Source organism: Ureibacillus sp. FSL K6-8385, assembly GCF_038593155.1.
GTDB lineage: Bacteria > Bacillota > Bacilli > Bacillales_A > Planococcaceae > Ureibacillus > Ureibacillus terrenus.
The window spans coordinates 2,266,044-2,292,437 of sequence record NZ_CP151968.1 but is presented as its reverse complement, the minus strand read 5'-3'; the positions used below and the strand labels follow the sequence as shown (position 1 = coordinate 2,292,437).

At 41.9% G+C, this 26,394-nt stretch carries 24 protein-coding genes; 18 read left to right on the top strand and 6 right to left on the bottom strand.

Annotated features, from left to right (window positions below):
* The first annotated feature begins 130 nt into the window (after positions 1–130).
* From NST62_RS11370 to NST62_RS11350, 5 genes are all read left to right on the top strand, one after another.
* A complete protein-coding gene (locus NST62_RS11370; RefSeq protein WP_141601872.1) occupies positions 131–607 on the top strand; it encodes a flavin reductase family protein in 477 nt (158 codons plus the stop codon).
* Between the two features lie 192 nt (positions 608–799).
* The gene (locus NST62_RS11365; RefSeq protein ID WP_141601871.1) at positions 800–2,695 is read left to right on the top strand and encodes a PrkA family serine protein kinase; all 1,896 of its coding nucleotides are present in this window, start codon (positions 800–802) and stop codon (positions 2,693–2,695) included.
* 163 nt (positions 2,696–2,858) lie between these two features.
* Entirely contained in the window at positions 2,859–4,019 is a 1,161-nt protein-coding gene (gene yhbH, locus NST62_RS11360) for a sporulation protein YhbH (RefSeq protein ID WP_342462905.1), read from the top strand.
* Positions 4,012–5,439 (top strand): SpoVR family protein, encoded by a 1,428-nt coding sequence (locus NST62_RS11355; RefSeq protein WP_141601869.1) that lies wholly within the window; start codon positions 4,012–4,014, stop codon positions 5,437–5,439. Before yhbH ends, NST62_RS11355 begins: the two co-directional genes overlap by 8 nt.
* Before the next feature lie 181 nt (positions 5,440–5,620).
* A complete protein-coding gene (locus NST62_RS11350; RefSeq protein WP_141601868.1) occupies positions 5,621–6,310 on the top strand; it encodes a hypothetical protein in 690 nt (229 codons plus the stop codon).
* 141 nt (positions 6,311–6,451) lie between these two features.
* On the opposite strand, the gene NST62_RS11345 is transcribed toward NST62_RS11350, so the two are convergent.
* Together NST62_RS11345 and NST62_RS11340 are read right to left on the bottom strand one after the other, a co-directional pair.
* A complete protein-coding gene (locus tag NST62_RS11345; RefSeq protein ID WP_342463295.1) occupies positions 6,452–8,122 on the bottom strand; it encodes a ribonuclease J in 1,671 nt (556 codons plus the stop codon).
* Between the two features lie 109 nt (positions 8,123–8,231).
* Complete coding sequence (locus tag NST62_RS11340; protein ID WP_141601867.1) at positions 8,232–8,465, bottom strand: glutaredoxin family protein; 234 nt, start codon at positions 8,463–8,465, stop codon at positions 8,232–8,234.
* A 346-nt stretch (positions 8,466–8,811) separates the two neighbouring features.
* Here NST62_RS11340 and NST62_RS11335 point away from each other — a divergent pair, with 346 nt between their 5' ends.
* The gene (locus NST62_RS11335; protein ID WP_141601866.1) at positions 8,812–9,360 is read left to right on the top strand and encodes a hypothetical protein; all 549 of its coding nucleotides are present in this window, start codon (positions 8,812–8,814) and stop codon (positions 9,358–9,360) included.
* A gap of 150 nt (positions 9,361–9,510) precedes the next feature.
* Positions 9,511–10,647 carry a TIGR04053 family radical SAM/SPASM domain-containing protein gene (locus NST62_RS11330; RefSeq protein WP_342462904.1) on the top strand — a complete coding sequence of 379 codons (1,137 nt, stop codon included), beginning with the start codon at positions 9,511–9,513 and terminating at the stop codon, positions 10,645–10,647.
* Between the two features lie 110 nt (positions 10,648–10,757).
* On the opposite strand, the gene NST62_RS11325 is transcribed toward NST62_RS11330, so the two are convergent.
* A complete protein-coding gene (locus tag NST62_RS11325) occupies positions 10,758–11,255 on the bottom strand; it encodes a L,D-transpeptidase family protein (RefSeq protein ID WP_141601864.1) in 498 nt (165 codons plus the stop codon).
* 221 nt (positions 11,256–11,476) lie between these two features.
* Between NST62_RS11325 and NST62_RS11320 the strand changes: the two genes are divergently transcribed.
* The gene (locus NST62_RS11320; protein ID WP_141601863.1) at positions 11,477–12,370 is read left to right on the top strand and encodes a DMT family transporter; all 894 of its coding nucleotides are present in this window, start codon (positions 11,477–11,479) and stop codon (positions 12,368–12,370) included.
* A gap of 42 nt (positions 12,371–12,412) precedes the next feature.
* On the opposite strand, the gene NST62_RS11315 is transcribed toward NST62_RS11320, so the two are convergent.
* Positions 12,413–13,000 (bottom strand): YitT family protein, encoded by a 588-nt coding sequence (locus tag NST62_RS11315; RefSeq protein ID WP_141601862.1) that lies wholly within the window; start codon positions 12,998–13,000, stop codon positions 12,413–12,415.
* A gap of 269 nt (positions 13,001–13,269) precedes the next feature.
* Between NST62_RS11315 and NST62_RS11310 the strand changes: the two genes are divergently transcribed.
* Both NST62_RS11310 and NST62_RS11305 read left to right on the top strand, forming a co-directional pair.
* Positions 13,270–13,650, top strand: a complete 381-nt coding sequence (locus NST62_RS11310) for a hypothetical protein (RefSeq protein ID WP_342462903.1) — start codon at positions 13,270–13,272, stop codon at positions 13,648–13,650.
* Positions 13,651–13,765: 115 nt separating this feature from the next.
* Positions 13,766–14,797 carry a pirin family protein gene (locus NST62_RS11305; protein WP_141601861.1) on the top strand — a complete coding sequence of 344 codons (1,032 nt, stop codon included), beginning with the start codon at positions 13,766–13,768 and terminating at the stop codon, positions 14,795–14,797.
* Positions 14,798–14,838: 41 nt separating this feature from the next.
* Here the strand turns inward: NST62_RS11305 and NST62_RS11300 are convergent, their stop codons facing one another.
* The gene (locus NST62_RS11300; protein WP_141601860.1) at positions 14,839–15,282 is read right to left on the bottom strand and encodes a universal stress protein; all 444 of its coding nucleotides are present in this window, start codon (positions 15,280–15,282) and stop codon (positions 14,839–14,841) included.
* A 225-nt stretch (positions 15,283–15,507) separates the two neighbouring features.
* Positions 15,508–16,068 (bottom strand): FAD-dependent oxidoreductase, encoded by a 561-nt coding sequence (locus tag NST62_RS11295; RefSeq protein ID WP_141601859.1) that lies wholly within the window; start codon positions 16,066–16,068, stop codon positions 15,508–15,510.
* Positions 16,069–16,234: 166 nt separating this feature from the next.
* On the opposite strand from NST62_RS11295, the gene NST62_RS11290 reads away from it, so the two are divergent.
* The 8 genes from NST62_RS11290 (at position 16,235) to NST62_RS11255 (ending at position 26,332) form a co-directional block, all read left to right on the top strand.
* The gene (locus tag NST62_RS11290; protein ID WP_141601858.1) at positions 16,235–16,933 is read left to right on the top strand and encodes an arginase; all 699 of its coding nucleotides are present in this window, start codon (positions 16,235–16,237) and stop codon (positions 16,931–16,933) included.
* A gap of 58 nt (positions 16,934–16,991) precedes the next feature.
* Positions 16,992–17,234 carry a hypothetical protein gene (locus NST62_RS11285; RefSeq protein ID WP_141601857.1) on the top strand — a complete coding sequence of 81 codons (243 nt, stop codon included), beginning with the start codon at positions 16,992–16,994 and terminating at the stop codon, positions 17,232–17,234.
* A 172-nt stretch (positions 17,235–17,406) separates the two neighbouring features.
* Complete coding sequence (locus NST62_RS11280) at positions 17,407–18,651, top strand: ATP-grasp domain-containing protein (RefSeq protein ID WP_246045832.1); 1,245 nt, start codon at positions 17,407–17,409, stop codon at positions 18,649–18,651.
* Positions 18,648–19,349 carry an amino acid racemase gene (locus tag NST62_RS11275; RefSeq protein ID WP_141601856.1) on the top strand — a complete coding sequence of 234 codons (702 nt, stop codon included), beginning with the start codon at positions 18,648–18,650 and terminating at the stop codon, positions 19,347–19,349. Before NST62_RS11280 ends, NST62_RS11275 begins: the two co-directional genes overlap by 4 nt.
* A gap of 178 nt (positions 19,350–19,527) precedes the next feature.
* On the top strand, positions 19,528–20,667 hold the full coding sequence (locus NST62_RS11270) for a DEAD/DEAH box helicase (RefSeq protein ID WP_328215873.1): 1,140 nt from the start codon (positions 19,528–19,530) through the stop codon (positions 20,665–20,667).
* Positions 20,668–20,676: 9 nt separating this feature from the next.
* Positions 20,677–21,906 (top strand): aminopeptidase, encoded by a 1,230-nt coding sequence (locus NST62_RS11265; RefSeq protein ID WP_328215874.1) that lies wholly within the window; start codon positions 20,677–20,679, stop codon positions 21,904–21,906.
* A gap of 176 nt (positions 21,907–22,082) precedes the next feature.
* Positions 22,083–23,258: an exonuclease SbcCD subunit D gene (locus tag NST62_RS11260; protein ID WP_342463294.1), complete on the top strand. Its 1,176-nt coding sequence runs from the start codon at positions 22,083–22,085 to the stop codon at positions 23,256–23,258.
* On the top strand, positions 23,255–26,332 hold the full coding sequence (locus tag NST62_RS11255; protein WP_342462902.1) for an AAA family ATPase: 3,078 nt from the start codon (positions 23,255–23,257) through the stop codon (positions 26,330–26,332). The genes NST62_RS11260 and NST62_RS11255 overlap by 4 nt, the downstream gene beginning before the upstream one ends.
* The last annotated feature ends 62 nt before the right edge of the window (positions 26,333–26,394 follow it).

Here is a 26,394-nt window from a genome sequence, read left to right as displayed (position 1 = left end):
TCCGGATTACTCCGGACGGTTTTTTCCGTTTTTTACATTCAGGGCAAGTCCTAAAAAGTGGAAAAGAAGGGATTGATATTTGTATAATAAAACTGGAATCATTTTGAAAGAATAATAGGAGGGATTATGAATGGATCCGAAGGCGAAAAGAACTGCATTGAGAGGGATCACATACGGGCTCTACATTATCGGCACAAAAGACAATGAAGGTGTAAACGGATTTGCGGGCAACTTTTTGACGCAGACTTCTTTTGAACCGCCTCTTGTAGCCATCGCTGTAAAAGAAGGCACCCGCTCCCAAAAACAAATTGCCGAAAGCGGCGTCTTCAGCGTAAACATTTTGGAATCCGGCCAAAAAGATATGGTCACTGCCTTCTTTAAATCATTGCAACCGGAAGGGAATAAATTGGCAGGATATGAATTCTACACGGCAGAGACAGGCTGCCCAATCTTCAAAGATGCATTAAGCTTCTTCGAATGCAAAGTGGTGGACAAAGTTGAAAAAGGCGACCACTACATTTATGTAGGGGAAGTCATCAATGCCGGCGTTCACCGCGAAGGAGATCCGCTAACAATGAAAGAAACAGGCTTCTATTATGGGGGATAAAATTTCTTCATAAAAATGATGAACCATCATATAATGGTAGTGAAAATCTTGAAAAAAGCTTTCCTAAAGCAGGCGTGCTTAGGAGAGCTTTTTTCTATCTTATAGAATCTCAAATGAAAATTCATAGGTATCATACACCAAACGCAATCATACTATGTTATAAATTAAAGCCCTGAATGGAGGGAAGGCGCTATCGACATTTTAAAGAAAATCAAAGAGCACAGAGAAGAAGAAGAGAAGCTGAAGTGGGAAGGGACTTTTGCCGAATATTTGGAAATTGTGAAAAAACGTCCAGAAGTTGCACAATCTGCTCACGCCCGGGTTTACAATATGATCAAAAGCGCAGGAATCGAAGAAAAGAATGGACAAAAAATCTATAAATTCTTCAGCAACGAAATCTTTGGTCTGGAATCGACTATTGAACGCTTAGTGGAAGAGTATTTCCATCCTGCCGCCAAAAGACTTGATGTGCGGAAACGGATTCTGCTTCTAATGGGACCGGTCAGCGGTGGAAAATCAACCATCGTGACATTGTTAAAACGCGGATTGGAAAAATATACCCGCACTGATGAAGGAGCGGTCTATGCAATCAAAGGCTGCCCGATGCATGAAGATCCTCTGCACCTGATTCCGCATCATTTGCGCGACGATTTTTATAAAGAATATGGCATACGCATTGAGGGAAGTTTGTCTCCGCTTAATCAACTGCGATTGGAACAAGAGTATGGAGGACGCATAGAAGATGTCATGGTAGAGCGGATCTTCTTCTCGGAAGATAAACGGGTAGGAATCGGAACTTTTACCCCGTCCGATCCAAAATCCCAGGACATCGCAGATTTGACAGGCAGCATCGACTTCTCGACCATTGCGGAATACGGTTCGGAATCCGACCCGAGAGCTTACCGGTTTGACGGCGAGTTAAACAAAGCGAATCGTGGGCTTATGGAATTCCAGGAAATGTTAAAGCTTGATGAAAAGTTCTTATGGCATTTATTATCACTCACGCAAGAAGGCAACTTCAAAGCCGGAAGATTCGCGCTCATTTCAGCCGATGAGCTCATTGTGGCCCATACCAACGAAACCGAATACCGTTCCTTCATTGCCAATAAAAAGAATGAAGCGCTCCACTCAAGAATTATCGTCATGCCGATTCCATACAACTTAAAAGTGAGTGAAGAAGTGCGCATTTACGAAAAAATGATCAAAGAAAGCGACATGGCCCATGTACACATTGCGCCTCATGCGCTGAGAGTGGCTGCGATGTTTTCCGTATTGACAAGACTGGAAGAGCCGAAAAAGCAAGGCATTGATATTGTGAAGAAAATGAGGCTGTATGATGGGGAAACAGTGGAAGGATTCAACGATACCGATGTGGAAGAATTGAAAAAGGAATACCCGAATGAAGGAATGAAAGGCATTGATCCGCGCTATGTCATCAACCGCATTTCATCGGCGATCATCCGTAAAGAAGTGCCATCCATCAATGCGCTGGATGTTTTAAGGTCATTAAAAGATGGACTAGATCAGCATCCGTCCATTACACCGGAAGATCGGGAAAAATATTTGAACTACATTGCCATTGCAAGAAGAGAATATGATGAGATAGCCAAAAATGAAGTTCAAAAAGCCTTTGTTTATTCTTACGAAGAGTCCGCCAAAACATTGTTGAACAATTATTTGGACAATGTGGAGGCTTATTGCAACAAGCATAAAATCAAGGATCCGCTGACCGGTGAAGAAATGCCGCCTGATGAAAAACTGATGCGTTCAATAGAAGAACAAATCGGCATTTCGGAAAATGCGAAGAAGGCGTTCCGGGAAGAAATCCTCATCCGTCTTTCCGCATATGCAAGGAAAGGAAAGAAATTCGACTATAATTCCCACGAAAGGCTGCGGGAGGCGATTCAAAAGAAATTGTTTGCAGACTTGAAAGATGTCGTAAAAATTACGACTTCCACAAAAACACCGGATGAAGCGCAGTTGAAAAAAATCAATGAAGTAATCGCCAGATTGATAGATGAATATGGCTACAATTCCACTTCAGCCAATGAATTGCTGCGTTATGTCGGCAGTTTATTGAACAGATAAACTTATTGCAGGCAGTAAACACCCAGTGTATGTGCTAAGATTTTTTCTTAGCACATTTTTTATGAAAAAAATGTAGTGGTAATCCTGCAAAACTCGCGCATATGATAAAAAAAGTGATTTTCGGATGGACTCGGGAAGATCATGAAAGATGGGTGATGAACAAATGAAGAACGAAAATAATAAGGATTATATTGTTTCTCGAGAGGATTGGTCTTTGCACCGCAAAGGTTACCAGGACCAACAACGTCATATGGAAAAAGTGAGGGAAGCGATCAAAAACAATCTGCCGGATTTGATCAGCGAAGAGAGCATCATCATGTCCAATGGCCGCAAAGTGATCAAGATTCCGATCCGTTCTCTTGAAGAATATAAAATCCGTTATAACTACGGGAAAATGAAACATGTTGGCCAAGGGCAAGGAAACAGCAAGGTCGGCGATATCGTCGCGCGGGATTCGCAGGGAGCCCAAGGGCCGGGAAAAGGGAAAGAGGCCGGAAATCTGCCCGGTAAAGACTATTATGAAGCCGAAGTGAGCCTGGAAGAAGTGCAAAACCTCTTATTCAGCGAATTGGAATTGCCGAACTTGGAACAAAAGGAAATGTCCAATATTATAACGGAAAAAATTGAATTTAACGATATCCGAAAAAAAGGCTTAATGGGAAATATCGATAAGAAACGCACGATTCTTTCGGCGATGAAGCGCAATGCATTGAGGGGAAAAGCGCAAATCATGCCGATTACCGAGGAAGATTTGCGGTTCAAGACATGGAATGAGGTCATAAAACCGGAATCCAACGCGGTCGTGTTGGCAATGATGGATACAAGCGGCTCCATGGGAAATTTTGAGAAGTATTGTGCCCGGACATTTTTCTTTTGGATGACCCGTTTCTTGCGTACGAAATATGAAAAGGTGGAAATTGAATTTATTGCCCATAGCACAGAAGCGAAAATCGTAACGGAAGAAGAATTTTTTACAAAAGGGGAGAGCGGAGGAACCATCTGCTCATCCGCCTATTTGAAAGCTCTTGAATTGATTAAGTTAAAGTATAGTCCAAGTCGTTATAATATTTATCCTGTTCATTTTTCAGACGGGGAAAACATGTCCAGCGACAATGAAAAATGTTTGAAACTCGTCAATGAACTGATGAAAGTTTCCCAGATGTTTGGATATGGGGAAGTGAATGCATTAAACCGTTATTCCACTTTGATGAATACTTATAAAAAAATCAAGAATCCGAAATTCCGCCATTATGTGATTCGCCAAAAAAGCGATGTTTACGAAGCGTTAAAAAGCATGTTCCAAAAACAAGAGGAAAATGCTTAAAGGGGAGATTCAGGTGGATAAAGAACTCCAGAAGGCCATTGATGAAATTACGGAAATTGCCATTGGTTTCGGGCTGGATTTTTATCCGATGAGATATGAAATCTGCCCTGCGGACATCATCTATACCATTGGCGCCTACGGGATGCCGACAAGATTTTCCCATTGGAGCTTCGGGAAGCAATTTTACAAAATGAAGCTGCAATATGATCTGGGTCTCAGCCAAATCTATGAACTCGTCATCAATTCCAATCCTTGTTACGCCTTTTTATTGGAATCCAATACCCTTACGCAAAACAAATTAATTGTCGCCCACGTACTGGCCCATTGCGACTTCTTTAAAAACAATGTACGTTTCTCCAATACGAGAAGAGATATGGTGGAGAGCATGACGGCGACCGCTGAACGCATTGCCAGCTATGAGCGGCAATATGGCAAGCATGAAGTTGAAAAGTTTTTGGATGCGGTATTGTCCATCCAGGAACATATCGATCCGTCCATCATTCGTCCGCAGTTGATCTACGATGAAGAAGAGGAAGAAGATGAAAGCAGCATCATCATTCCGACACCATATGATGATTTGTGGAAATTGGATGAACTTGTGGAAGGAAAAAAAGAAGAGAAGCCCAAGAAGAAAAAGAAGAAATTTCCTCCAAAGTCGGAAAAGGATTTGCTGTTGTTCATCGAACAATACAGCCGCGAACTGGAGGAATGGCAGCGGGATATTTTGACGATGATGAGGGAGGAAATGTTATACTTCTGGCCACAGTTGGAGACGAAGATTATGAATGAGGGATGGGCGTCCTACTGGCATCAGCGGATTATGCGGGAACTGGATCTGGATACGGCCGAAACGATTGAATATGCCAAACTGAATGCGGGAGTGCTTCAGCCATCGAAAACCTCCATCAATCCGTATTACTTAGGTTTAAAAATCTTTGAAGATATTGAAAGGCGCTACGACAATCCGACGGAAGAAATGAAAAGAATGGGGGTAAAACCGGGATCAGGAAGGGAAAAAATCTTTGAAGTTCGGGAAATCGAATCGGATATTTCCTTCATCCGGAATTATTTAACAAAAGAACTTGTGGAACAGGAAGATTTATATTTATTCGAGAAAAAAGGAAATACGTATCAAATCACGACTAAGGATTTTGAAAAAGTCCGGAATCAGCTGGTATCCATGAGAGTGAACGGAGGATTTCCTTACATCGTAGTGGAAGATGGAGATTATGAAAGAAACGGGGAATTGTACTTAAAGCACTGTTACGAAGGAATGGAGCTGGATCCTTATTATTTGGAACATGTATTGCCATATATTTATCAGCTTTGGGGGCGCTCCGTCCATTTGGAAACGGTGGTTGAAGGGAAGCCGGTGCTCTATTCCTATGATGGAAAAAGAAATTCAAGAAAAACGTTGTAACGGCCTCTTGAAAGCTCATGAAGTATCATGGGCTCTTATTTTTTATTTTATGGGAAGAAGACGTGGAACTTATTTTTTTTATTTCATCGTTTTTCATACCGGGTAACTTTACTAAAATTTTGTTAATATAATTGTAGGGTAGTAGATTGATTATGGTTTCTTTTCAGAGGCGGAAATGAACATGCTTAGAAAATTGAATTGGAAAAAAATTACTTGGACCATTTTGTTTTTTTCATTATTGTTTTCCGTTATTTTTATTATCACCCGTATGGTGTTTGCTCCCGCAGAATTAAAAGCGATGGAAGAACATGCAAAGGTCAAGACTGATTATGTGCTGATGCTTTTGCAATGCAGTTCCGGATTATTGATCATGATGATTCCTGCAATTATCGAAAGAAAAAATTCCGTTGACATTCCTGACTCCATTGAAGTCATTTTTTATATGTTTTTATTTTGCGCCATTTATTTAGGGGAAGTGAAAAACTTTTATTATCTCGTACCATTTTGGGATACCATCCTGCATGCTTTCAGCGGAGTGATGCTGGGGGCGCTGGGATTCATATTAGTGAGGTACTTAAATGAATCAAATCGCATCCACGTTCAATTGTCTCCGTTTTTTGTATCTTTTTTTGCTTTTTGTTTTGCGGTGACGATGGGGACAATGTGGGAAATCTATGAGTTTTTGGCAGATGGTATTTTATCAACCAACATGCAAAAATTTATTGCGTCCGATCTGACCGTGCTCAGTGGAAGGGATGCTTTGAAAGATACGATGATGGATTTGATAGTGGATTCAGTCAGTGCCCTGATCATATGCTTTTATGGATATCTGAAGTTGAAAAAATTGAAGAAACAAGGATACTTGAGATAAAAAGGGTGCAGAAGGGCATACCTTCTGCACTCTCCTTTTATTTATGGAAAGAAACGTGCCCTTTCAATGGATTTTGTTTCCCGGCCTTTGTACCTCTTCTTTCGCTGCTTTCCGAATTCTTCCTGGCAAACGTTCTTACTTTTAAATAGGAACTATGATCGGCAGTATCATCGGCTTTTTCTTTGTTTTTTCATACAAATATTGGCCTACGTCTTTTTTGACGGCTTTTTTCATGGCAAAAATATTGAAATCTTTATCTTTGAAAGAATCAATTGTGCTCTTGGTGATTTCATTAATATTGCGAATCAAATCACCCGATTCCTTGGCATAAACAAATCCCCGGGAAATGGAGTCCGGTTCTGATACCCGGCTTCCGTCAGCTTTATTGACGGTGATGACAATGATCAGCATACCTTCTTCCGAAAGCTGCTTCCGGTCTCTCAACACAATATCTTCAATTCCTTCTTCGCCAAAGGCATCGACATACGCATCTCCGGCGGGGATTTTTCTCGTTTGCCGGGCTTCCTGGTGCTGTATATCCACCACATCGCCGTTATTTAATATGAAAATGTTTTTTGGTTTGACACCGACGTCTTCCGCCAATTTGGCATGCAAATGCAACATGCGGTACTCCCCGTGAATCGGAATGAAATATTTTGGCTTCATCAGCGTCAGCATCAGTTTGAGATCTTCCTGATAGCCGTGTCCTGAAACATGCATGCCGGTTTTGGAGGCCGGGCCATAAATGACATTGGCTCCCAGCTTGAATAAGTTATCGACGATTTTTGTGACGTCTTTTTCGTTCCCGGGAATAGGCGATGCGGCAAAAATCACCGTATCTCCCGGGTCCACCCGGACATCCCGGTTGCTGTTGGTGGAAAGCCTTGAAAGGGCGGCAAGCGGTTCCCCCTGGCTGCCGGTACATAGAACGACGACTTTTTCGGAAGGCCATTGTTTGACGTCTCTTGCATCGATCAGCAACCAATCCGGGATATCAATATAACCGTATTTTTTGGCGACACTGACGACGTTCACCATGCTTCTTCCAAGAAGGGCGAGCTTCCGGTCCGTTTTGATTGCCGCTTCCACAATCTGTTGGATCCGGTTGACATTGGAAGCGAAAGTAGAAATAATGATTTTCCCGGAAGCATTAAAAAAGGATTCCTCAATTTGTTTCCCCACTTCCCTTTCGGAGGGGGTCGAACCTGGCCGTTCCGCATTCGTACTCTCGGAGATCAGAAGCAAAACTCCATCGTCCCCAATTTGGGCCATTTTATGAATTTCCGTAAACTGCTTGTTTACCGGTGTAAGATCGAATTTGAAGTCCCCGGTATGGACTATTTTTCCTTCCGGCGTATGGAAAACGATGCCTAAACAATCCGGGATGCTGTGGCTGACTTTAAAAAAGGTAGCCTGAATGTTTCCGAAATTCAATCTGGAATCCGAATGAATCTCAATGAGTGTGGATTCGCGGAAAATTTTATGTTCCTTCAGTTTTAATTCGATTAATCCCAAAGTAAAACGTGTGGCGTAGACAGGGATATTGATTTTTTTCAGCAAATATGGGATGCCGCCAATATGATCTTCATGGCCATGGGTAATGATGATTCCGCGGATTTTGTGTTGATTTTCCACGAGATAGGTAAAGTCAGGGATAATCAGATCAACCCCCAAAAAAGTCCTGTCTGCAAACTTTCCTCCGCAGTCGACAATGACTAAATCCTCTCCGTATTCAATGACATACATATTTTTCCCGATTTCATTAATGCCGCCTAATGCGCAGACAGAAAGCATGCCTGTAGATGACAACATCATCCCCTCGCTCCATCAAATTTCCATCCTTCAGTATGGGATATTCTTTTATTTCGTATACAACAAAAGCCTGCTCCCTTTATTCTGCTGCAGGAAGCAGGCTCTCCGTTTAATTGGCCAAAGCTTGCATGATGGCGTGTGGATTAAATCCCACAATCCATTGTCCATCGATTTCTATTTGAGGTACGCCCATTTGACCCGTTTTGTTTACGAGTTCAAACATCGCTTGAGGGTTCATCTCAACGTTTATTTCTCTATAAGGAATGTTTTGCTGCTTCAAAAAATTTTTGACCATCACACAATATGGACAACTGTTTGTCGTATAAACGGTTACGTTCTTCAAAGAAAAATCCCCCTTTTTGCATTATACCCTTATAAGTATAATATACAAAAACATTTATAAAGTACAATAATATGCGTTTTGTTTATTTCGTTAATTAATTACCTATATGGGTATTGTGGCAAGAAAAATTTTATAAATCAATCATAAATCTCTTTTTGCCGAATAGTATGGTAATAACCTGATAGAAGGAAAGAAGTTTTTAGCGAATGACTTTAATAGAGGTGATGTGATAATGCCCCTTTTCATTTGTGTGCTGGAGATAGTTTATTTGTTTTTATGGATGGGATCCGGAAACAAGATTTTTTTCTTTATTGCATTGGGGATTTTTCTTTGGTGGATTTATGAAATGAGGAAGGAGGCAAGGCTCAGAAGGGAAAAAATCGAACAGGATACGATCCGGAGACTGGAACGGATTCCCCATAACAGAAGAGCGGTTTCCGATGATTGTTTAACCGCAATCTTATTGGACGAGCATTCGAAAACTTTTTACTATCTGAAAAGAGATGACGTGGAATCGGGTTTTAAAAAGAAGAGTTATTCATTTGACGAAATCTATGAATGCGCGATTGCCGTGAACGGAAGCATCTGCTCCTTGATTTCAAAAGGCGGCATACATGGCTGGTCAATATTGAATGATGATGTAGAAATATATAATGAGGAAGCTTTCAAAGAAGAAGATACGATCAAAAAATTAAGTTTAAAGATCGCTGTGGACGATTTATCCAACCCCATTATCGAATTCGTATTTTTTGAGGACAAGCGCGGCATTGAAAAAGATACTGAAGAATATGAAGAAATTTGGAAAGAATGCAGGAATTGGCATAAAAAAATCAGCATCATTATTAAACGCAACCAGAAGAATCAGGTGGCTGTCAGCAACTGGGCCCACAATTGAAGAAATTAATTTTGCAACGATCCTTCATGTTAAGAAAAGGATCGTTTTTTATTGAAAGTGTGATTTTCCTCACTTCGTGATTAGTTCGCTTTCGATACAATAAAATCAAAAGATGTATTAATAATATTTCTTTTGGAGAGTGTGATCGGAATGTATAAACGGGATTATAATCAAAATCCTTTTATTGTCATTTGGGAGCTGACAAGGGCCTGTCAGCTGCATTGCCTGCATTGCCGTGCGGAAGCGCAGCGTCACCGCCATCCGTTGGAGCTCGATTTTGAAGAAGGAAAAGCGTTGATTGATCAAATTTATGAGATGGATAATCCGATGCTTGTTTTTACAGGCGGAGACCCGCTGGAAAGGGAAGATGTGTTTGATTTGGCGGAATACGCCATTTCCAAAGGAATGAGGGTATCAATGACGCCATCTGCCACACCGAATGTGACTAAAGAAGCCATTCAACGGGCAAAAGAAATCGGTTTAGCAAGATGGGCGTTCAGCCTTGATGGCCACTGTGCGGAAGTGCATGACCATTTTCGCGGTACGAGCGGTTCTTTTGATTTAACGATGAAAGCGATTTCATATATACATGAACTTGATTTGCCGTTGCAAATCAATACGGTCATCTCCCGTTATAATATCGATTATTTGGAGGAGATAGCCAAAATGGTGGAAGATTTAAATTGCGTCCTTTGGAGCGTTTTCTTCCTCGTCCCGACAGGAAGAGGAAAAGAATCCGACATGATTTCTCCGGCTGAGCACGAGAAAGTATTCCTGTGGCTATATGAATTGTCGAAGAGGGTGCCTTTTGACATAAAAACAACTGCCGCCCAGCATTATCGCCGGGTAGTCATCCAGCAGAAGCTCCGGGAACGCCGGGGGGTGAAGAGTGGGGACCATATTGATTATGAAGATGCTTTGATGAAAGGAAAAACAGGCCAAATTGATGGATTGGGACGGGCCCCGCAAGGCGTCAATGACGGAAACGGCTTTTTGTTTATCTCCCATATTGGAGATGTTTATCCAAGCGGGCTGTTGCCAATCAAAGCGGGGAATGTACGAAAAACACCGCTTGCCGAAATTTACAGAGAATCAGAGATTTTTAAAAATTTGAGAAATCCGGATATGTATAAAGGGAAATGCGGTGTATGCGAATTCAACAAAGTGTGCGGCGGTTCACGTTCACGGGCCTATAGCGTCACAGGCGATTATATGGAAAGCGAACCGTATTGCGTCTATATTCCGAAAGTAATGCGCAAGAAACCAAAACATAACGAAGTTCGATAAATGGCGGTGCAGGAGTGCAATTACTCCGCCCGTCTTTTTTTCATATGTATCTGCAAAGCGCTAAAATAATAAAGGGGACATCTCAAATATAGATAGACGCCCCCGCAAAGTTAATAGTGGATATATACCGCTGTCCCATTTGGTACGATGCTCGCCAGTTCTTCCACATCTTCATTCAACATGCGAACACATCCCTTGGAAACCGCATATCCGATGGAGCCCGGATCATTGGTTCCATGAATACCGTAGCTTTCCTTGGAAAGGGTCAACCACATCGTACCAAAAGGTCCTCCAGGATTAGGGGCTCTATTGACGATCACGAAGTTTCCTGTGGGCGTTTCATAAAGCATTCTTCCTACTGCAATCGGGTAAGTTTTTACTAAAACGCCGTTATGATATAAAGATAAAGTGCGGTTATTGATGGATACATCAATTTCATAAGGAATCGTACTTGGATCCGGCAAACCCGGGATGTTTATCGGTTGGCCGGCATAAATCAAATCCGGATTTGTAATCTGCGGATTATTTTCCAATAATAGAAGATATTCGACCCGATAATCCCTTGCGATTTGAACAAGTGTTTCTCCGGGTTTTACATAGTGAATCATGAATGCACCTCCAACCTATCCGCTAAACACATTTTATTCGGTGCTTTTGGAATAAGTGTCACACAGGAATTTTTTGGGGCTATGATGCTTGTCGGCACATATGCAAAGACCCTGTATAATGTATGACCATATTCTCAAAGATATGTTAGACTTTGTATCAGGTTGTTTTAGAAAAGCGTATTTCTTTATAATCAAAACAGGGTACTTTCTTGGAGGATGCTATGAAAAGATATATTGGGGAAATAATGTTGCTGACAACCGCCATCATCTGGGGGAGCGGTTTTGCTTTTAGCGCCATTTCACTGGACTACTTTACTCCTTACCAAATATTGGCGGTTCGTTTCACTGTCGGGGTATTGATTTTAAGCGTTATATTCTTTCCGCGGGTGAAGCGATTGAAGAAGCCGACCATAAAGAGGGGATTCATTTTAGGTTTTTTATTGTATTCGGCGTTTCTGTTGCAGACGGTCGGACTGCAATATACGACACCTTCGAAAAATGCTTTTATTACAGCGATTAACGTCGTGATTGTCCCGTTTATCGCTTTTTTTCTGGATAAAAGAAAAGTGGATAAATTTGAATTGGCCGGTGCATTTTTGGCCATTATAGGCATTGCCTTTCTATCATTGGAATTATCCATAGCGGAAATAAATATGGGCGATTTGCTTACCTTTGGATGCGCCGTCGGTTTTGCTTATCAAATTTATTACACTTCCAAATATGTGAAAGACGAAGACCCGATATTGCTTACGGTTGTACAGATGGGGGCGGCTGCCCTGTTTGCATGGATGTTCGTGATGGTCAAAGGGGAAATTCATTTTGCGCTGGAATGGAAAGGAATTTTATCTATTTTGTATTTAGGTTCGTTTTCGACGGCTCTTGCTTACTGTTTCCAAACGATGGCGCAAAAGTATACGGGCGAAACCAAGACCGCCATCATTTTATCCACTGAAGCATTATGGGGGATGATTTTCTCCATAATCATATTAAACGAAGTATTGACAGGAAGAATGATCATCGGGGCAGCTCTGATTTTAACGGCCATCATCTTGGCTGAAACGAAACCGGACTTTTTGAGGGGAAAATCAGTGGAGGATGTCAGACAAATCAAATAATGTAGCGGAAAATTGGATCCTGGAGTATAGCTCCAGGATTTTTTACATGAAGGTTTTTTTATGTTTTCTTTTTGCAACGGCACTTGTCGCAATACCGACCGAGGTGATGGCAACAATCGACAGCCATAAAGTGTTGGCGGAGATGAGGAGTCCTCCGATCAGGACAATAATGGAATCGATCATCAAAATAATGATGCCGACATTCCATTCGGTTTTATCGCTGATGAATTGCGCCAATAGGTCGGTTCCCCCGGTGCTTGTATCGAATTTTAACATCAAACCGATTCCCAGCCCTACAAAGGCTCCTCCGATGATTGCCGCATAGATGGCTTTGATGTCCAACAAGTAACGGAGGGGTTTTAACATGTCTATGATGACAGAAGAGACTAATAAGCCGTGGATGCTGTTAAAGAAGTAATGCTTATATTTAAACCATGCCAAAATAAAAATGGGTATGCTCAATATAATCGCCATCAATCCGATTTTCAGATTGAAGAGGTAATGCAAAATCAGCGAAAGTCCAATGATTCCGCCATCCAAAATTTCGTAAGGCGCCAGAAAAAGATTAATGCCAATCGATAATAAAATGCTTCCGAACAGAATAGCCATTCCCTTTTTCACACAGTACATGAACATTCCTCCATATAAGGACATGCACTATTGTATGAAAGGGAAGGGCGGAAAATGCGAAATATGTTATGTGCCGATGAACGCGGCATTATACCTTCCAAACGCAAAAAGGATGGCCTCCGGTTATGCCCAATGATTTGATCTTGCGATAAAAACGTATATGCATTTCAGGGCTTTTAAGGAGTTGGAAGAAAATGAACGATGGTATGATGAATAATTCAATGCAAATTTAACATGATAAAGGCATAACGCTTTAGGAGGTGTTTTAAATGGCAAATAACAATAAACGGTTTACACAAACAGGAACAGATATTGAAGAGGTAAAGCAACAAAATGCCCAAGGAAGCAGCAGTTCTTCTGGAACAAATCCTCAAAAAGTGAGAGAAGAAATTGCGCAGGAAGGCGGATTTGGGACTCCGGGCTTTTCTCAGCCAAGCCAGCCTGGTAAAACCCCAGCCGGGACAGACATTCAGAAAGTGAGAGAAGAAATAGCGGAGGAAAGCGGATTGGAAAGACCAAGCAAGCCGCAGACTGCTCCGGCACCCGGGAAAACACCGGCCGGGACTGATATTCAAAAAGTAAGGGAAGAAATTGCAGAGGAAAGCGGATTCCCGCAGCAGCAACCGAAAAACAATCAACCAACCCCATAAAATGGAAGCGCCTCTTTTTTAGAGGCGTTTTCATTATTTTGTACGAAATTTGATTTATCTATCATAAACAAAATTTGCTAGTATGGAAATAGAACAGTCGTGCGAGGTGACTTTCATGGAAACTCCCAAAATTATCGGTTTGCAAAAATTAAATGAGCAATGGACGACAGAAAGCCCCTTTATTTCTGTGACATATCATAAAGACATGTATCCGCCGGGCACTGACCAGCAAGGAGTGGAAGAAAAGTGGCTGGAAGGAAGAGACTTAGGGGAGGATTTCAAATTAAAAGACGGCTTTCGTATGTATCATGGAAAAACGGTTCCCGGATTCCCGGTTCATCCCCACAAAGGGTTTGAAACGGTGACAATTATTTTAAAAGGGGTCATTGATCATTTCGATTCAAAAGGTTCGTCCTGCCGGTATGCCGACGGGGATGTGCAGTGGCTGACAACGGGCCGGGGGTACCAACATTCTGAAATGTTCCCTCTTGTCAATGAAGATGGGCCTAATCCTCTTGAAATGTTCCAAATTTGGTTGAATTTAGACAGAAAAGGGAAAAGAACGGATCCGGAATACAAAATGTTTTGGAGAGAGGATATACCGGTAATTGAAAACCATTTCAACGGCAAAAAAACGATCGTAAAAATCATTGCAGGCGAATTGTATGGAATTCATTCATTGGAACCGAATCCGGCATCTTGGGCCAAGGACAAAAACCATCATGTAGGAATTTATTTGATACATATGGAGCCTGGGGCAACTTTCACAATCCCGAAAGGATCCGGTACGATGAACCGGAACTTGTATTTCTACGAAGGGGATACCATCCAATTGGAAGGTGTGACTATAAAATCGAATTACCGTTGCAAACTTGTAGGCGATGAAGAAATCGTAATAGTAAATGGAGAACAAAACAGTTCGATCCTCATTTTGGAAGGGGAGCCGATCAATGAGCCCGTTGCTCAATTCGGTCCGTTTGTGATGAATACAAAAGAAGAAATCTACAATACTTTTGCTGAATACAATAAAACGAAATTCGGCGGCTGGAAATGGGACCGGCCTGATCCGGTCAATGATCGCAATGCAGGCAGATTTGTCAAATATCCTGATGGAAGAATTGAAGAACCGGGGGCAGGAACGAATTAAGGGTTTCCTGCAAGGTGACATCCCTTGCAGGAAACCCTTCGTTATTCTTCGCTTATCCGTTTTACAAGCACATCGCATTCGGCATTCGTTACAATCTGTTGGGTGACAGATCCTAAAAAGATTTGTTCGGCAGGCGTCATTCCTGTTGCACCGCATATGATCAAATCGGCGTTTACTCTCTTTGCGATATCGATCGGAATTAATTTTTTTGGCGAACCTTTTTCGATGATCACTTCCACGTTTTTTATATTTTGGGCTTCCGCCTGTTTGCGGTAAGCATCCATCCGTTTATTTATTTCATCAATGTTGCGTGTCAATAAGTCCCTGTATTTTTTCGCTCTTGCAACACGGGTTGTATCGATTACCGTTACCAATATTAAAGAAGCTTGATTTTCTTTGGCCATTTCGATTCCTTCGCTAAGGGCGGCTTCAGACTCTTTCGAACCGTCAATGGCGACTAAAATGTTTTTATAAATTCCTGGCATCCCAATCACTCCTTTTATTGGAAATATTATAACATGAAAGCGCATTCAAAAATTTTGAGATTTTGTGGAAAGTAAAGGCATGGTTTGCTCCAATCAGCTCTTCGGAGTAGTCGGCATGATGAGCGTATTTGGAGTCAAGGAGGATTGTGAAAAAAAGGAACGTGATTGGGCGATCCATAAAAAAAGCTGTCCGGAAAGCTTCCGGGACAGCCTTTCGTTTTATTATTATTTTAATACGTCATGATCCACATAACGTTCTCCGTTTAATTCACTGAGAACATTGATGGCCACTTTTGCGCCGTCACCGGCAGTGATAATTGTGTGGACGCTGACGCCCGCGCAAGTGCCTGCAGCCCAAATGCCTTCCACATTTGTTCTGCCATCTGCATCGACATCAAAAACGGTTTTAATTCTTGGCTCTGTGCCAGGTTTTGTTTTAAGCCCGATGCTTTCGGCAAGGTCCGTTAGCACACCGGTAGCCAGGATGACATGTTTTGCTTCAACTTCGCCATTTTCATATTGAAGTTTAAATCCGTTTTCTGTTTTTGAAATGTTTGTTACTTTTGCTTCGATGAGCTCTGCGCCATAATGTTTTGCCTGTTCGATTCCCGTTTTGACTAGTTCAGGGCCTGTAATTTCTTTCACACCGTAGTGATTATAAAGCATCGCGCGTTTTGTAATCCCTTGATCGCTGTCCAAAATTACCGTTTTTTTGCCTGCTTTAGCCGTGAAAAGCGCTGCGCTTCCTCCGGCAGGTCCGGCACCAATGATTGCTACATCATACATAACGATATCCCTCCTAAATTTTTCTATATTTATAATTCTACCAAAATATTAAATTCCTCTCTAAAAATATGGCTATTTTTAAAAAAGAAGTCGATGATTTGAAATTCCATTTTTTGAGTATTACGATTTTGTTAAGGACACTTTTTGATTTTTGGAGGGGATAGTCGTGGGTTGCTTATTATCAATCGACTGGGACTATTTTATTTCCGCTGAAAATCATGAAGTTGTATCAAGCATTGAAAACAAAAGAACCATCAATGATTTATGGTATAAAAAATACTTTCAATATAAATCTTATGGCGAAGATTTCGAGAAATCCTTTGTCCTTTCAGAAGAAACAGACAATTTCTGGGATAAAATCAAACAATTCTTCAGATGGAATCAGGATGTGGGAATTTACGTATCGGATTCTCATGCCTTATCTTATAAAATTGCTGAAAAATTTGGCGTGGATGAAGTATATCTTTTTGACGCCCATTCCGATTTGGGATATGGAGGCCTTGCTTCGCTGGAATTTGAAGTCAACTGCGCCAATTGGCTTGGAAAGCTTTTGCAAAATCAAATCATCAATAAGGCCAAGATCATATACAGCCCATTTACAAAAGAAGCGCCGGAGTTTTTTAAAGACATGATAAAAGTATTTGATGTCGAGTTTATTAATTTTGAGGATTTGAGAAAAGATATCAAAACAAACGTCATCCACATTTGCCGCTCCGGCGCATGGAGTCCGCCTTGGTTTGACGGGAAATTTATAGAATTTGTCAAAGGTCTCGGACTTCCTTACAAAGTGTATCAGTGTCCAACTAGAAAGTGGAATCCGAATAATGTGACATATGCGGAAAAATTGCAGTACTTAATGGCATAAGCCAATGCGTATAATGGTCCGGTCCCGACACATACTATCGTAAAAGGAGTGTGTTGGGATGAAAAAAGAATCATTGCCGGAATCCAAAAAGCGTTTTGCCGATATGCCTTATAAAGAGAAACCGGATCGGGTGCCATCCGATGGAATCAGCATTTTCGATTTGCATGAAGATATGCAGACGGTGGATGCCATTCCGGTGGATGAGCTGAATAAACGGGTGAAAGCAGAAGGAGATGAACTCCTAGAAGAATTGTTCCGAAAAGAATCTCCCGATGAAAAGCACCATTTTGATAACGCTTAGATGCAGCGACGACTGCATCTTTTTACTTTGGCAACTGGAAGAAAAAATTTCTTCATCATTGTACAGAATTTGTAATAATTATTGCAGAAATTACAAATAGAACTTTGTCCAAATAATTGATTTTAATACCATTTCATGCTACTTTCATTTTGTCGGAAAGTTGTTAAATATAATGATGAAGAGAGATGAAGAAACGATGAATCAACCATTTTTGCCGGTATTGTGCGGTTCGGATATGAATGCATACGGAATGGCCCGCGCCTTCCATGAAGCATATGGAATAAAATCGCTCGTTGTAGGGCGTTCTCATTTAACAGCAACGCAAAACAGCAAAATCATTATTTTTGAACAGGTTGACAATTTTAATAATCAGGAAGTTTTTGTGCCTGCATTGAAAAAAATTGCCGAAAAATACAAAGATACAAAATTGCTGCTTCTTGCCTGCGGGGATGATTATGCAAAATTAATCATCAAAAATAAACCGGAACTTCAAAAATATTTCATAGTGCCATACATTGATGAATCGTTGATGGATAAAATTGTATTAAAAGAAAACTTCTATAAAATGTGCGACAAGTATGGCTTCAAATATCCAAAAACAACGATTATCAGCTATGAGAATTACAAAGAATTTAAAATCCCGTTTGATTATCCGATCATCATCAAAGCATCCAATTCCGTAGCCTATTGGGCATGCAAGTTCCCGGGAAAGAAAAAAGTGTTCGTCGCCCATGATGAAAACGAGAAAAATGCAATATTAGATGCCATTTACAGCTCCACTTACAAAGACAATTTAATTATCCAGGAGTTCATTCCAGGCGATGATTCTTATATGCGCGTATTGAACGCCTATGTAGGAAAAGACGGAAAAGTCAAATTGATGTGTTTGGGCAACCCGATTTTAGAAGAACATTCCCCGGAAGGAATTGGAAGCTATGCGGCAATTATTACTACATACGACAAAGAGTTGATGGATCGTGTACGCTATTTCCTGGAAGATATCGGTTATACCGGATTTGCGAATTTCGATATGAAATTGGATCCAAGAACCGGGGAATACAATCTGTTTGAGATTAATTTGCGCAATGGCCGTTCAAGTTATTTTGTAACGGCGGCAGGCTATAATCTGATGAAATATGTTGCGGATGACCACATATTTAATATTAAACAGGATTTAACTTATGCCGATAACAAGCACCTTTGGCTGGTCATACCTAAAGGTGTATTGTTTAAATATGCATCAAATGAAAAGCTGAAAATTGAAGCAAAACAATTGATCCGCGAAGGGAAATGGACAAACTCCCTATATTATCCTTACGATATGAATTTCAAACGTTGGATCAAATTAACGTTGAATAAATTAAATTATTATCGTAAATATAAAAAATACTTTAATAAAAAAGGTTTGGCTGAATAATGAAGAAGACTTTAGGAATCATCGGCGGTGTAGGTCCCCTTGCGACGATGTTCCTTGGGGAAGCGATCGTCCGTTTAACGAAGGCATCCAAAGATCAAGAACATGTTCATACAATTATCGACAATGATACATCGATTCCTGACCGGACTGCTTTCATATTGGGAAAATCCAAGGAAAACCCGGTTCCCTACATTATTCGGGATGCCAAAAAGTTGGCTGCCTGCGGGGCAGATCTCATATGCATCCCGTGCAATACGGCCCATAGCTTTTATGATGAAATCCAGCAAGGTTCTCCCGTCCCTGTCATCCATATGATCAGGGAAACGGCGAAAAGGGCAAAGGAGCTTGGCGCCCATAAAGTGGCCATTTTAGCGACAGACGGCACCATCCATTCGAAAGTTTATCAAACGGCATTAATGGAAGAAGGCATTGAACCGGTTATTCCTGATGCACAAACACAAAAGATGGTAATGTCCGTCATTTATGATGGCGTAAAATCGGGAAAAGATGTATCGCAAGAAGAGTGGAAGAAGATTGAAGAATCCGTCTTTGCGCTCAATTGTGACCGTGTGATTTTGGGATGCACCGAATTATCTGTTATAAACAAAAATTTGGGATTGGGAAATCAGTATATTGATTCGTTAATTGTGCTGGCGGAAACCTCCATCATCCGCTGTGGCTATGAAATAAAAGAATAGAAACACGAAGAAGAATTCGCTTTTCGGAATTTGTCATCCCGGAAAAGAAGACCTTTTGGAGAAGAATTTCCGGCAAAAAGCGGATTCTTTTTTCATGCTGAAATCGGAAAGAATAGTTGAAGCGGCGATTGATGCCTGCTAAATTGTGGTAAACTATTGGTGGGAAGGCGGGAAGACGATGTCAGTCATTGATTTATTGAATGAATCGTTGCAGCAAAAATGGAAATTTAAATCCACGACGAAAGTGCAAGAGGAAATGATTCCGGCCATGCTGGAAGGGAAAGATATTGTGGCTGAATCCCCTACAGGATCGGGGAAAACATTGGCATATGTTCTGCCAATGCTGCATAAATTGGATGGCTCGAAAAAAAGAACGCAAGGTTTGATTGTAGCACCTTCTCAAGAATTGGCTATGCAGATTGTAGAAGTCATCCGGGAATGGAGCGCCGGAACGAATATTACAGTCCAACAACTGATCGGCGGAGCGAACATGGCCCGCCAAATTGAAAAATTGAAGAAAAAACCGACGATCGTCGTCGGTACGCCAGGACGATTAAATGATTTGGCGAGAACGAGAAAATTAAAATTGAATGAAATTGAAATGATTGTGTTGGATGAGTGCGACCAACTGTTGAGCAGAGATTACCGGGTCATGGTGAAATCCTTTATTGAAGGGGCATCTCCTAACCGGCAAGTAGCGCTTGTATCCGCGACCATCACCGATGAAATACAGTTGGTTGCCAGCAGGATGTTGAAAGATCCGGTCCGTATCAAAATCAAGCCGGAAGAAATGATAAAGGTCGGAAAAGTTGTTCATTCCTTTGTGAAAGTGGAAGAACGGGATAAGACGGACGCTTTAAGAAAACTTGCCAATATCGAAGGAATCCGGGGGCTTGCGTTCATCAACCATTTGGATCAGTTGTTGTTGAAAGAGATGAAATTGAAATATAAAAATGCAAAAGTGGTATCCCTTCATGCGGAAATGAGCAAAGAACAGCGGAAAAAGTCATTGGAAGAATTCCGCAATGGCGAAGCGCGCATTTTGCTGGCAACGGATTTGGCTGCCCGGGGACTTGATATTGAAGGGCTTACTCACGTGATTCATGTTGATCTTCCGCATACAGTGGAGCAGTATTTGCACCGTTCCGGACGCACCGGAAGAGCGGGAGCGGACGGGGAAGTGCTTACCCTTTTATCCTATAAGGATGAAAAAAATTATAGGAAATTGTTAAGGCAAGTAGGGCAGAAACCGGTCCAAAAGGTGATTTACAAAGGGCAATTGATTGAAGGAAACGCCAATACCATTGCAAAAAAGTGAGGGATCCACATGACTTTTGGAGAAAAATTGGAACAATATGCGGAACTTGCCGTGAAAATTGGAGTAAATATCCAAAAAGGCCAATATTTATTGATTAATACGACATCAGACGCATTGGACTTTACAAGATTGGTTGTAAAAAAAGCGTACGAAGTCGGTGCGGGGAGAGTGGCTGTTCATATAACAGATCAAGAGATTACCCGCATGTTTTATGAATTTGGGGCAGAGGAAGAATTCGCCAAGTTCCCGGAATGGATTGTTGCGCAGCGGAATGAATGCATTGAACGGAAAGGAGCCATCCTCTGGATTGATGCGGAAGATCCGGATTTGTTGAAGGGGATTCCCGTGCAGCGCATATCTGCCCAACAGAAAGCGAGCGGAGAAGCCCTTGTGAATTATCGGAAAGCGATTATAAACGATTTGATTGCCTGGTCCATCATCGCGGTTCCATCGAAAAAATGGGCGGCAAAGGTGTTTCCGGATTTGCCGGAAGAAGAACAAATGAATGCGCTTTGGGAAGCGATTTTCAAAACGGTGCGCATCGGAGAAGGGGATGCGGTGGAAAATTGGAAACGGCATATTCGGGAACTGGAACAAAGGGCGGAATATTTGAACCGCAAAAAATATGCAAAATTGCATTACAAAGCGCCCGGTACGGATTTGACGATAGAACTTCCCGAAAAACACATATGGTGCACCGGTTCCAGCAAAACGCCGGAAGGGGTTACATTTATTGCCAATATGCCGACGGAAGAAGTATTTACGCTCCCTTCGAAATTTGGCGTCAATGGCTATGTGCGCAATACGAAGCCATTAGTCTATCAAGGAAACATCATCGACGGGTTTACTCTCACTTTTGAAAAAGGAAAAATCGTTGAAGCCCACGCGAAAACCGGCAATGAATTGTTGCAAGAATTGATCCGCACGGATGAAGGATCCGCCTATTTGGGGGAAGTGGCGTTGGTTCCGCATGAATCGCCGATTTCATTATCAAACATTTTATATTACAACACGCTCTTTGACGAAAATGCCTCCAACCATTTGGCCATCGGAGAAGCTTATCCGACTTGCTACGTGGGAGGCCGTGATTTGGAAGAAAAGCAATTGGAGTCTTTGGGCATCAATGTTTCGATTACCCACGAAGATTTTATGATAGGAAGCGCGGAAATGGATATTGACGGAATTTTGCCGGATGGAACCCGGGAGCCGGTCTTCAGAAAAGGGAATTGGGCTTTTTAAATCAACGTGCAGCCACATCTTTCCTTGTTGAGAAAGGAGATGTGGCTTTTTTCGTTTTCGGAAAGAAACAAATTTTGAACAAATAAAAAGGGGAACGGATATTCGTAAATCGGGTGGCCGTTATTTTTCACCCATGCTACAATAGATACATAGTTGAAAGTGGAGGTCGATTGAATTTGAAAATTTTCCATACGGCAGACTGGCATTTGGGAAAGCTGGTGCAAGGCGTTTACATGACGGAAGATCAGCGGCATGTTTTGAATCAATTTTTGCAGGCAATCGATGAAGAGAAGCCGGACGCAGTGGTCATTGCCGGGGACTTGTATGACCGGGCGCTTCCCCCGGTGGAAGCGGTGGATTTGCTGGATGAGACTTTCGCGGAAATCGTATTGAAGCGGAATGTGCCAGTTCTTTGCGTCGCGGGAAATCATGACAGCCCGACCCGCCTCGAATTTGGAAGCAAATTGATGAAGGAAAGCGGGCTTTATATCGCCGGTGAACTCGATGATCAATTTGAGCCGATCATTTTGCATGATGAATATGGAGAAGTTCATTTTCATTTAGTGCCCTTTGCGGAGCCTTCCACTGTCAGAAACGTGCTTCAATGCGATTCGGTTCATACATATGATGATGCCATGAAAACGATCATTGAAAAAATTGAAGAGAAAATGGACAAAACCAAACGGCATGTATTTGTGGGACACGCCTTTGTCACACCGGACGGGGAAAAAGGGGAAAATACGAGCGAATCGGAACGGCCTTTGGCCATCGGGGGCTCGGAATGTGTCAACGCCCATTATTTTCAACCGTTTCATTATACAGCGCTCGGACATTTGCACAAGGCCCATTACGTTTTGGACGAAACGATACGATATCCGGGCTCGCTATTAAAATATTCGGCATCTGAAGCAAATCATCAAAAGGGTTTTTTAATAGTCGATTTAGATGAAAAAGGGCAAGTTGCCGTCGAAAAACGCATTTTTACCCCAAAAAGGGATTTGCGCATTATCGAAGGATCCATCCATGAAATATTGAAACATGATTACTCCGAAGATTATGTGTTTGTGAGACTGACAGATTTGACGCCGGTCGTGGGAGCAATGGAACAGATCCGCACCGTTTATCCGAATGCCATGCATGTAGAACGGAAAACGATCCAAAGAACGGATGAATCGGAGGAGATGATAAACATCCGCCGGGAACAATTGGATGATGTAACGCTGTTCAAAGCTTTCCACCAAGAAGTTATGGGAACAGAGCCGACGGAAGAGGCCCTTCAGCTTTTTAAAGAAGTGCTGGAAGAATTATTGCAGGCTGAAAGAGAAACAAAAGGGGAAGTGGTGATGAAGTGAAGCCGATTCTGCTGAAAATGACCGCCTTTGGACCATATAAAGACGAAGAAGTGATCGACTTTACGAAACTTCAAGAGAAAAGATTATTTGTCATTTCCGGACAAACGGGAGCAGGAAAAACAACGATTTTTGATGCCATCTGTTTTGCCCTGTATGGATATGCCAGCGGACAGGACAGGAAAGAACCGAAAATGCTTCGCAGCGATTTTGCGGATGATGATGTCCATACTTCCGTCGAGTTCATTTTTGAAATCCGCGGCAAAAGATATCGGGTATTGCGCCGGCTGCCGCATGTGAAAAAAGGAAGAAAAACTGCGACAGGCGAAAAATATGAACTGTTTGAAATCCTGCCGAATAATGAAGAAGTTCCGGCGGTGGAGCGGCAAAGGGTGTCGGATATTAATCAAAAACTGGAAGAAATCATCGGGTTGACCTATGATCAGTTTTGCCAAATCGTCATGCTGCCCCAAGGGGAGTTCCGCAGATTATTGACTTCAAAATCGGATGAAAAAGAAGAGATTTTAAGAAAAATCTTCAAGACGGAACGGTTTATTAAAATGGCGGATAAATTGGAAGAAAAGAAACGGGAAATGGAACGGAAATTGAACGAAGCGCAGGCGTTAAAAAACAGTTATATCAATCAAATTGCAGGCGCGTTGCCGGAAAGGGAATCGCCGCTTTTTTCCGCGCTGAGCAAAGATTCGAACATTTATCAAATTCTTGACGGGTTGGCGGAGGAGCAGAAATTTTACCAAGAAAAAATCCGGGAAGATGAACATAAATACCGCGAGGCCTACCGGAAGTATCAAGAAAAGTATGAAATATACGTTGCGGAAAAAAAGTTGAATGAAGAAATCGAAGCCTATGAAAAAAAGAAAGAACAGTTGATGCAATTGCGATCCCGCCAGGACCATTATGAACAAATGAAAGAGACGATTGATGCGGCCAATCGGGCAATCCGGATTTCCCCCCTTTATTCCCGCATGATGGAACTGGAAAATGAAAAAACGGTCCTTGAGCAAAAAATGAAAGATGCAACCGGGCAACTGGACGAAGCGAAAAGAACCTTTGCTCTGGCTGAAGAGCGTTTCAAACGGGAAGCGGATTTAGAGGACGAGCGGGAACGGGCGAATGAACGGGTAATCCAATTGGAAAAACTTGTCCCCCTTTATGAACAAATGAACGAACAATTAAAGCTTGTGGAAAAACTGTTGAAAGAAAAGAATGAGCTGCAAACACAATTGCATCTCTTGGAAAATCATATCAAAGAAAAGAACGAGGCCATAAAACAGGAAATGGACATCATTGAACAGCTTGAGGAAGATACGGAATCCTTAAGTGAACTTTTGGAAGAGCAGCGGCGACTAAAAGAAATCGTCGACACTTATTCCAAATATCATGAAACCGGGTTGAAAGTCCGCGAACTCGAAAAGGAATGGGAAAAGGCGGCCGCGACATATGAAAAAATTCAAAAAGATTATATAAGGGAAGAAGAAAAATGGCTGAACAACCAGGCGGCGATGCTTGCGGCAAAGCTGAAGCCCGGAATGCCTTGCCCGGTTTGCGGCAGTACGGAACATCGGATCGAACATAAAGAGATGGATGACGGCGTTGAACTGATGGAGCTGAAACAATTGAAGGCGGCCTTGGACGAAGCGCAGCAAAAGCGTTATGCCGCTATGGCGAAGTTGGATTCAAAACGTCAAATGTTGAAAGAAATAGAACAGACATTAATGGAACGGTCTGCGCCGATTGACGGACAGCAGATATTCTTCAATCGTTTGCGGGAAGTCGAAGAGGCGTTACATGAAAAAGAAAGAAAAAAAGAGGAGCTTTCCAACAGCAAAAAACAGCTGAAATTGCTGCAGAAAGAAAAAGAAGAAATTGAGGAGCAATATAAGGAAACCGAGCGGGAATACAATGAATCCAATGAAAAATACACGCAGGAAAACACGATTTTGGAACAGCAACGGAAAAACATTCCAAAAGAATTAAGCAGTTTTTCCCTGCTGCAGGAAGCATTGCAGCAAGCGATGAGCGTAAAACAAAAATTAAAAGAGTCCTGGGAGAAGGCGCAGAAAGATTACCAAGAGGCCAATAAACAACTGGCAACAAGCGAAGAAGCGGTGAAACAGATTTCCGGGCAGGCGAAAAGTGTACAGGAAAAACTGCAAAAAGCAAAAGATGAATTTATTGCAGGGCTGGTCCAGGCGCAATTTGCCACAATCGACGAATTTTTGCTTGCCAAGCGGCCGCAGCAGGAAATTGATGAGCTGGAGAAGATGTATGAAGATTTCATGAAGGAGCTTCATTTGCTGGAAATACAGGTTGAAGAAGATGAAGAAAAATTCAAAGGCAAAGCAAAGGCGGATTTGACAAAATCGGAAAAAGAATTGGAAGATTTGAAATCCGGCTACGAGAAGGCGCTGGATATACTCAATTACTCGAAAGCGTGCGAAAAGCATTGCATCGATTTTGCGGAAAAACTTGAAAGAATTGCCGATGAGATATTCCAAATGGAAGAAAAAGCAAATCAAATCATCCATCTCTATAATTTAATCCGGGGACAAAACAGCAAAAGGATTTCCTTTGAACGCTATGTGCAAATGGGATACTTGGAACTGATTACGGAAGCGAGCAATCTCCGCCTGAAAAATTTATCGAACGGCCAATATTATTTGCAGGTTTCGGACCGGGTGGAATCCCACGGAAGAGCAAGCGGTTTGGGATTGGATGTATACGATGCGTACACTGGACAAGCAAGGGATGTCAAAACGCTGTCCGGAGGAGAGAAATTTAATGCTTCTTTAAGTCTGGCGCTTGGAATGGCGGATGTGATTCAAAGTTATCAGGGAAATGTCAATATTGAAACTTTGTTTATTGATGAAGGATTCGGCTCTCTGGATGAAGAATCCTTGATGAAGGCGATTGATACGCTCATTGAGCTTCAGAAAACCGGACGGATGATCGGGGTCATCTCCCATGTGGAAGAACTGAAATCGGCCATGCCTGCGGTTCTGCAAGTGGAAAAGAAAAAAGAGGGATACAGCAAAACTTCGATTTTGTTAAAGTAGTGTATTTTATTGAAAGAATAATAGCTTTTGGTAAAATAACAATAAATCCAACTGAACATTGG

Excerpts from the sequence above, each read along its gene's own strand:
- NST62_RS11370 (WP_141601872.1), top strand. The coding sequence starts at position 131 with ATGGATCCGAAGGCGAAAAGAACTGCATTGAGAGGGATCACATACGGG.
- yhbH (WP_342462905.1), top strand. The coding sequence starts at position 2,859 with ATGAAGAACGAAAATAATAAGGATTATATTGTTTCTCGAGAGGATTGG.
- NST62_RS11355 (WP_141601869.1), top strand. The coding sequence starts at position 4,012 with ATGCTTAAAGGGGAGATTCAGGTGGATAAAGAACTCCAGAAGGCCATT.
- NST62_RS11350 (WP_141601868.1), top strand. The coding sequence starts at position 5,621 with ATGCTTAGAAAATTGAATTGGAAAAAAATTACTTGGACCATTTTGTTT.
- NST62_RS11345 (WP_342463295.1), bottom strand. The coding sequence starts at position 8,122 with ATGTTGTCATCTACAGGCATGCTTTCTGTCTGCGCATTAGGCGGCATT.
- NST62_RS11335 (WP_141601866.1), top strand. The coding sequence starts at position 8,812 with ATGAGGAAGGAGGCAAGGCTCAGAAGGGAAAAAATCGAACAGGATACG.
- NST62_RS11330 (WP_342462904.1), top strand. The coding sequence starts at position 9,511 with ATGTATAAACGGGATTATAATCAAAATCCTTTTATTGTCATTTGGGAG.
- NST62_RS11325 (WP_141601864.1), bottom strand. The coding sequence starts at position 11,255 with ATGATTCACTATGTAAAACCCGGAGAAACACTTGTTCAAATCGCAAGG.
- NST62_RS11320 (WP_141601863.1), top strand. The coding sequence starts at position 11,477 with ATGAAAAGATATATTGGGGAAATAATGTTGCTGACAACCGCCATCATC.
- NST62_RS11315 (WP_141601862.1), bottom strand. The coding sequence starts at position 13,000 with ATGTACTGTGTGAAAAAGGGAATGGCTATTCTGTTCGGAAGCATTTTA.
- NST62_RS11310 (WP_342462903.1), top strand. The coding sequence starts at position 13,270 with ATGGCAAATAACAATAAACGGTTTACACAAACAGGAACAGATATTGAA.
- NST62_RS11305 (WP_141601861.1), top strand. The coding sequence starts at position 13,766 with ATGGAAACTCCCAAAATTATCGGTTTGCAAAAATTAAATGAGCAATGG.
- NST62_RS11300 (WP_141601860.1), bottom strand. The coding sequence starts at position 15,282 with ATGCCAGGAATTTATAAAAACATTTTAGTCGCCATTGACGGTTCGAAA.
- NST62_RS11295 (WP_141601859.1), bottom strand. The coding sequence starts at position 16,068 with ATGTATGATGTAGCAATCATTGGTGCCGGACCTGCCGGAGGAAGCGCA.
- NST62_RS11285 (WP_141601857.1), top strand. The coding sequence starts at position 16,992 with ATGAAAAAAGAATCATTGCCGGAATCCAAAAAGCGTTTTGCCGATATG.
- NST62_RS11280 (WP_246045832.1), top strand. The coding sequence starts at position 17,407 with ATGATGAAGAGAGATGAAGAAACGATGAATCAACCATTTTTGCCGGTA.
- NST62_RS11270 (WP_328215873.1), top strand. The coding sequence starts at position 19,528 with ATGTCAGTCATTGATTTATTGAATGAATCGTTGCAGCAAAAATGGAAA.
- NST62_RS11265 (WP_328215874.1), top strand. The coding sequence starts at position 20,677 with ATGACTTTTGGAGAAAAATTGGAACAATATGCGGAACTTGCCGTGAAA.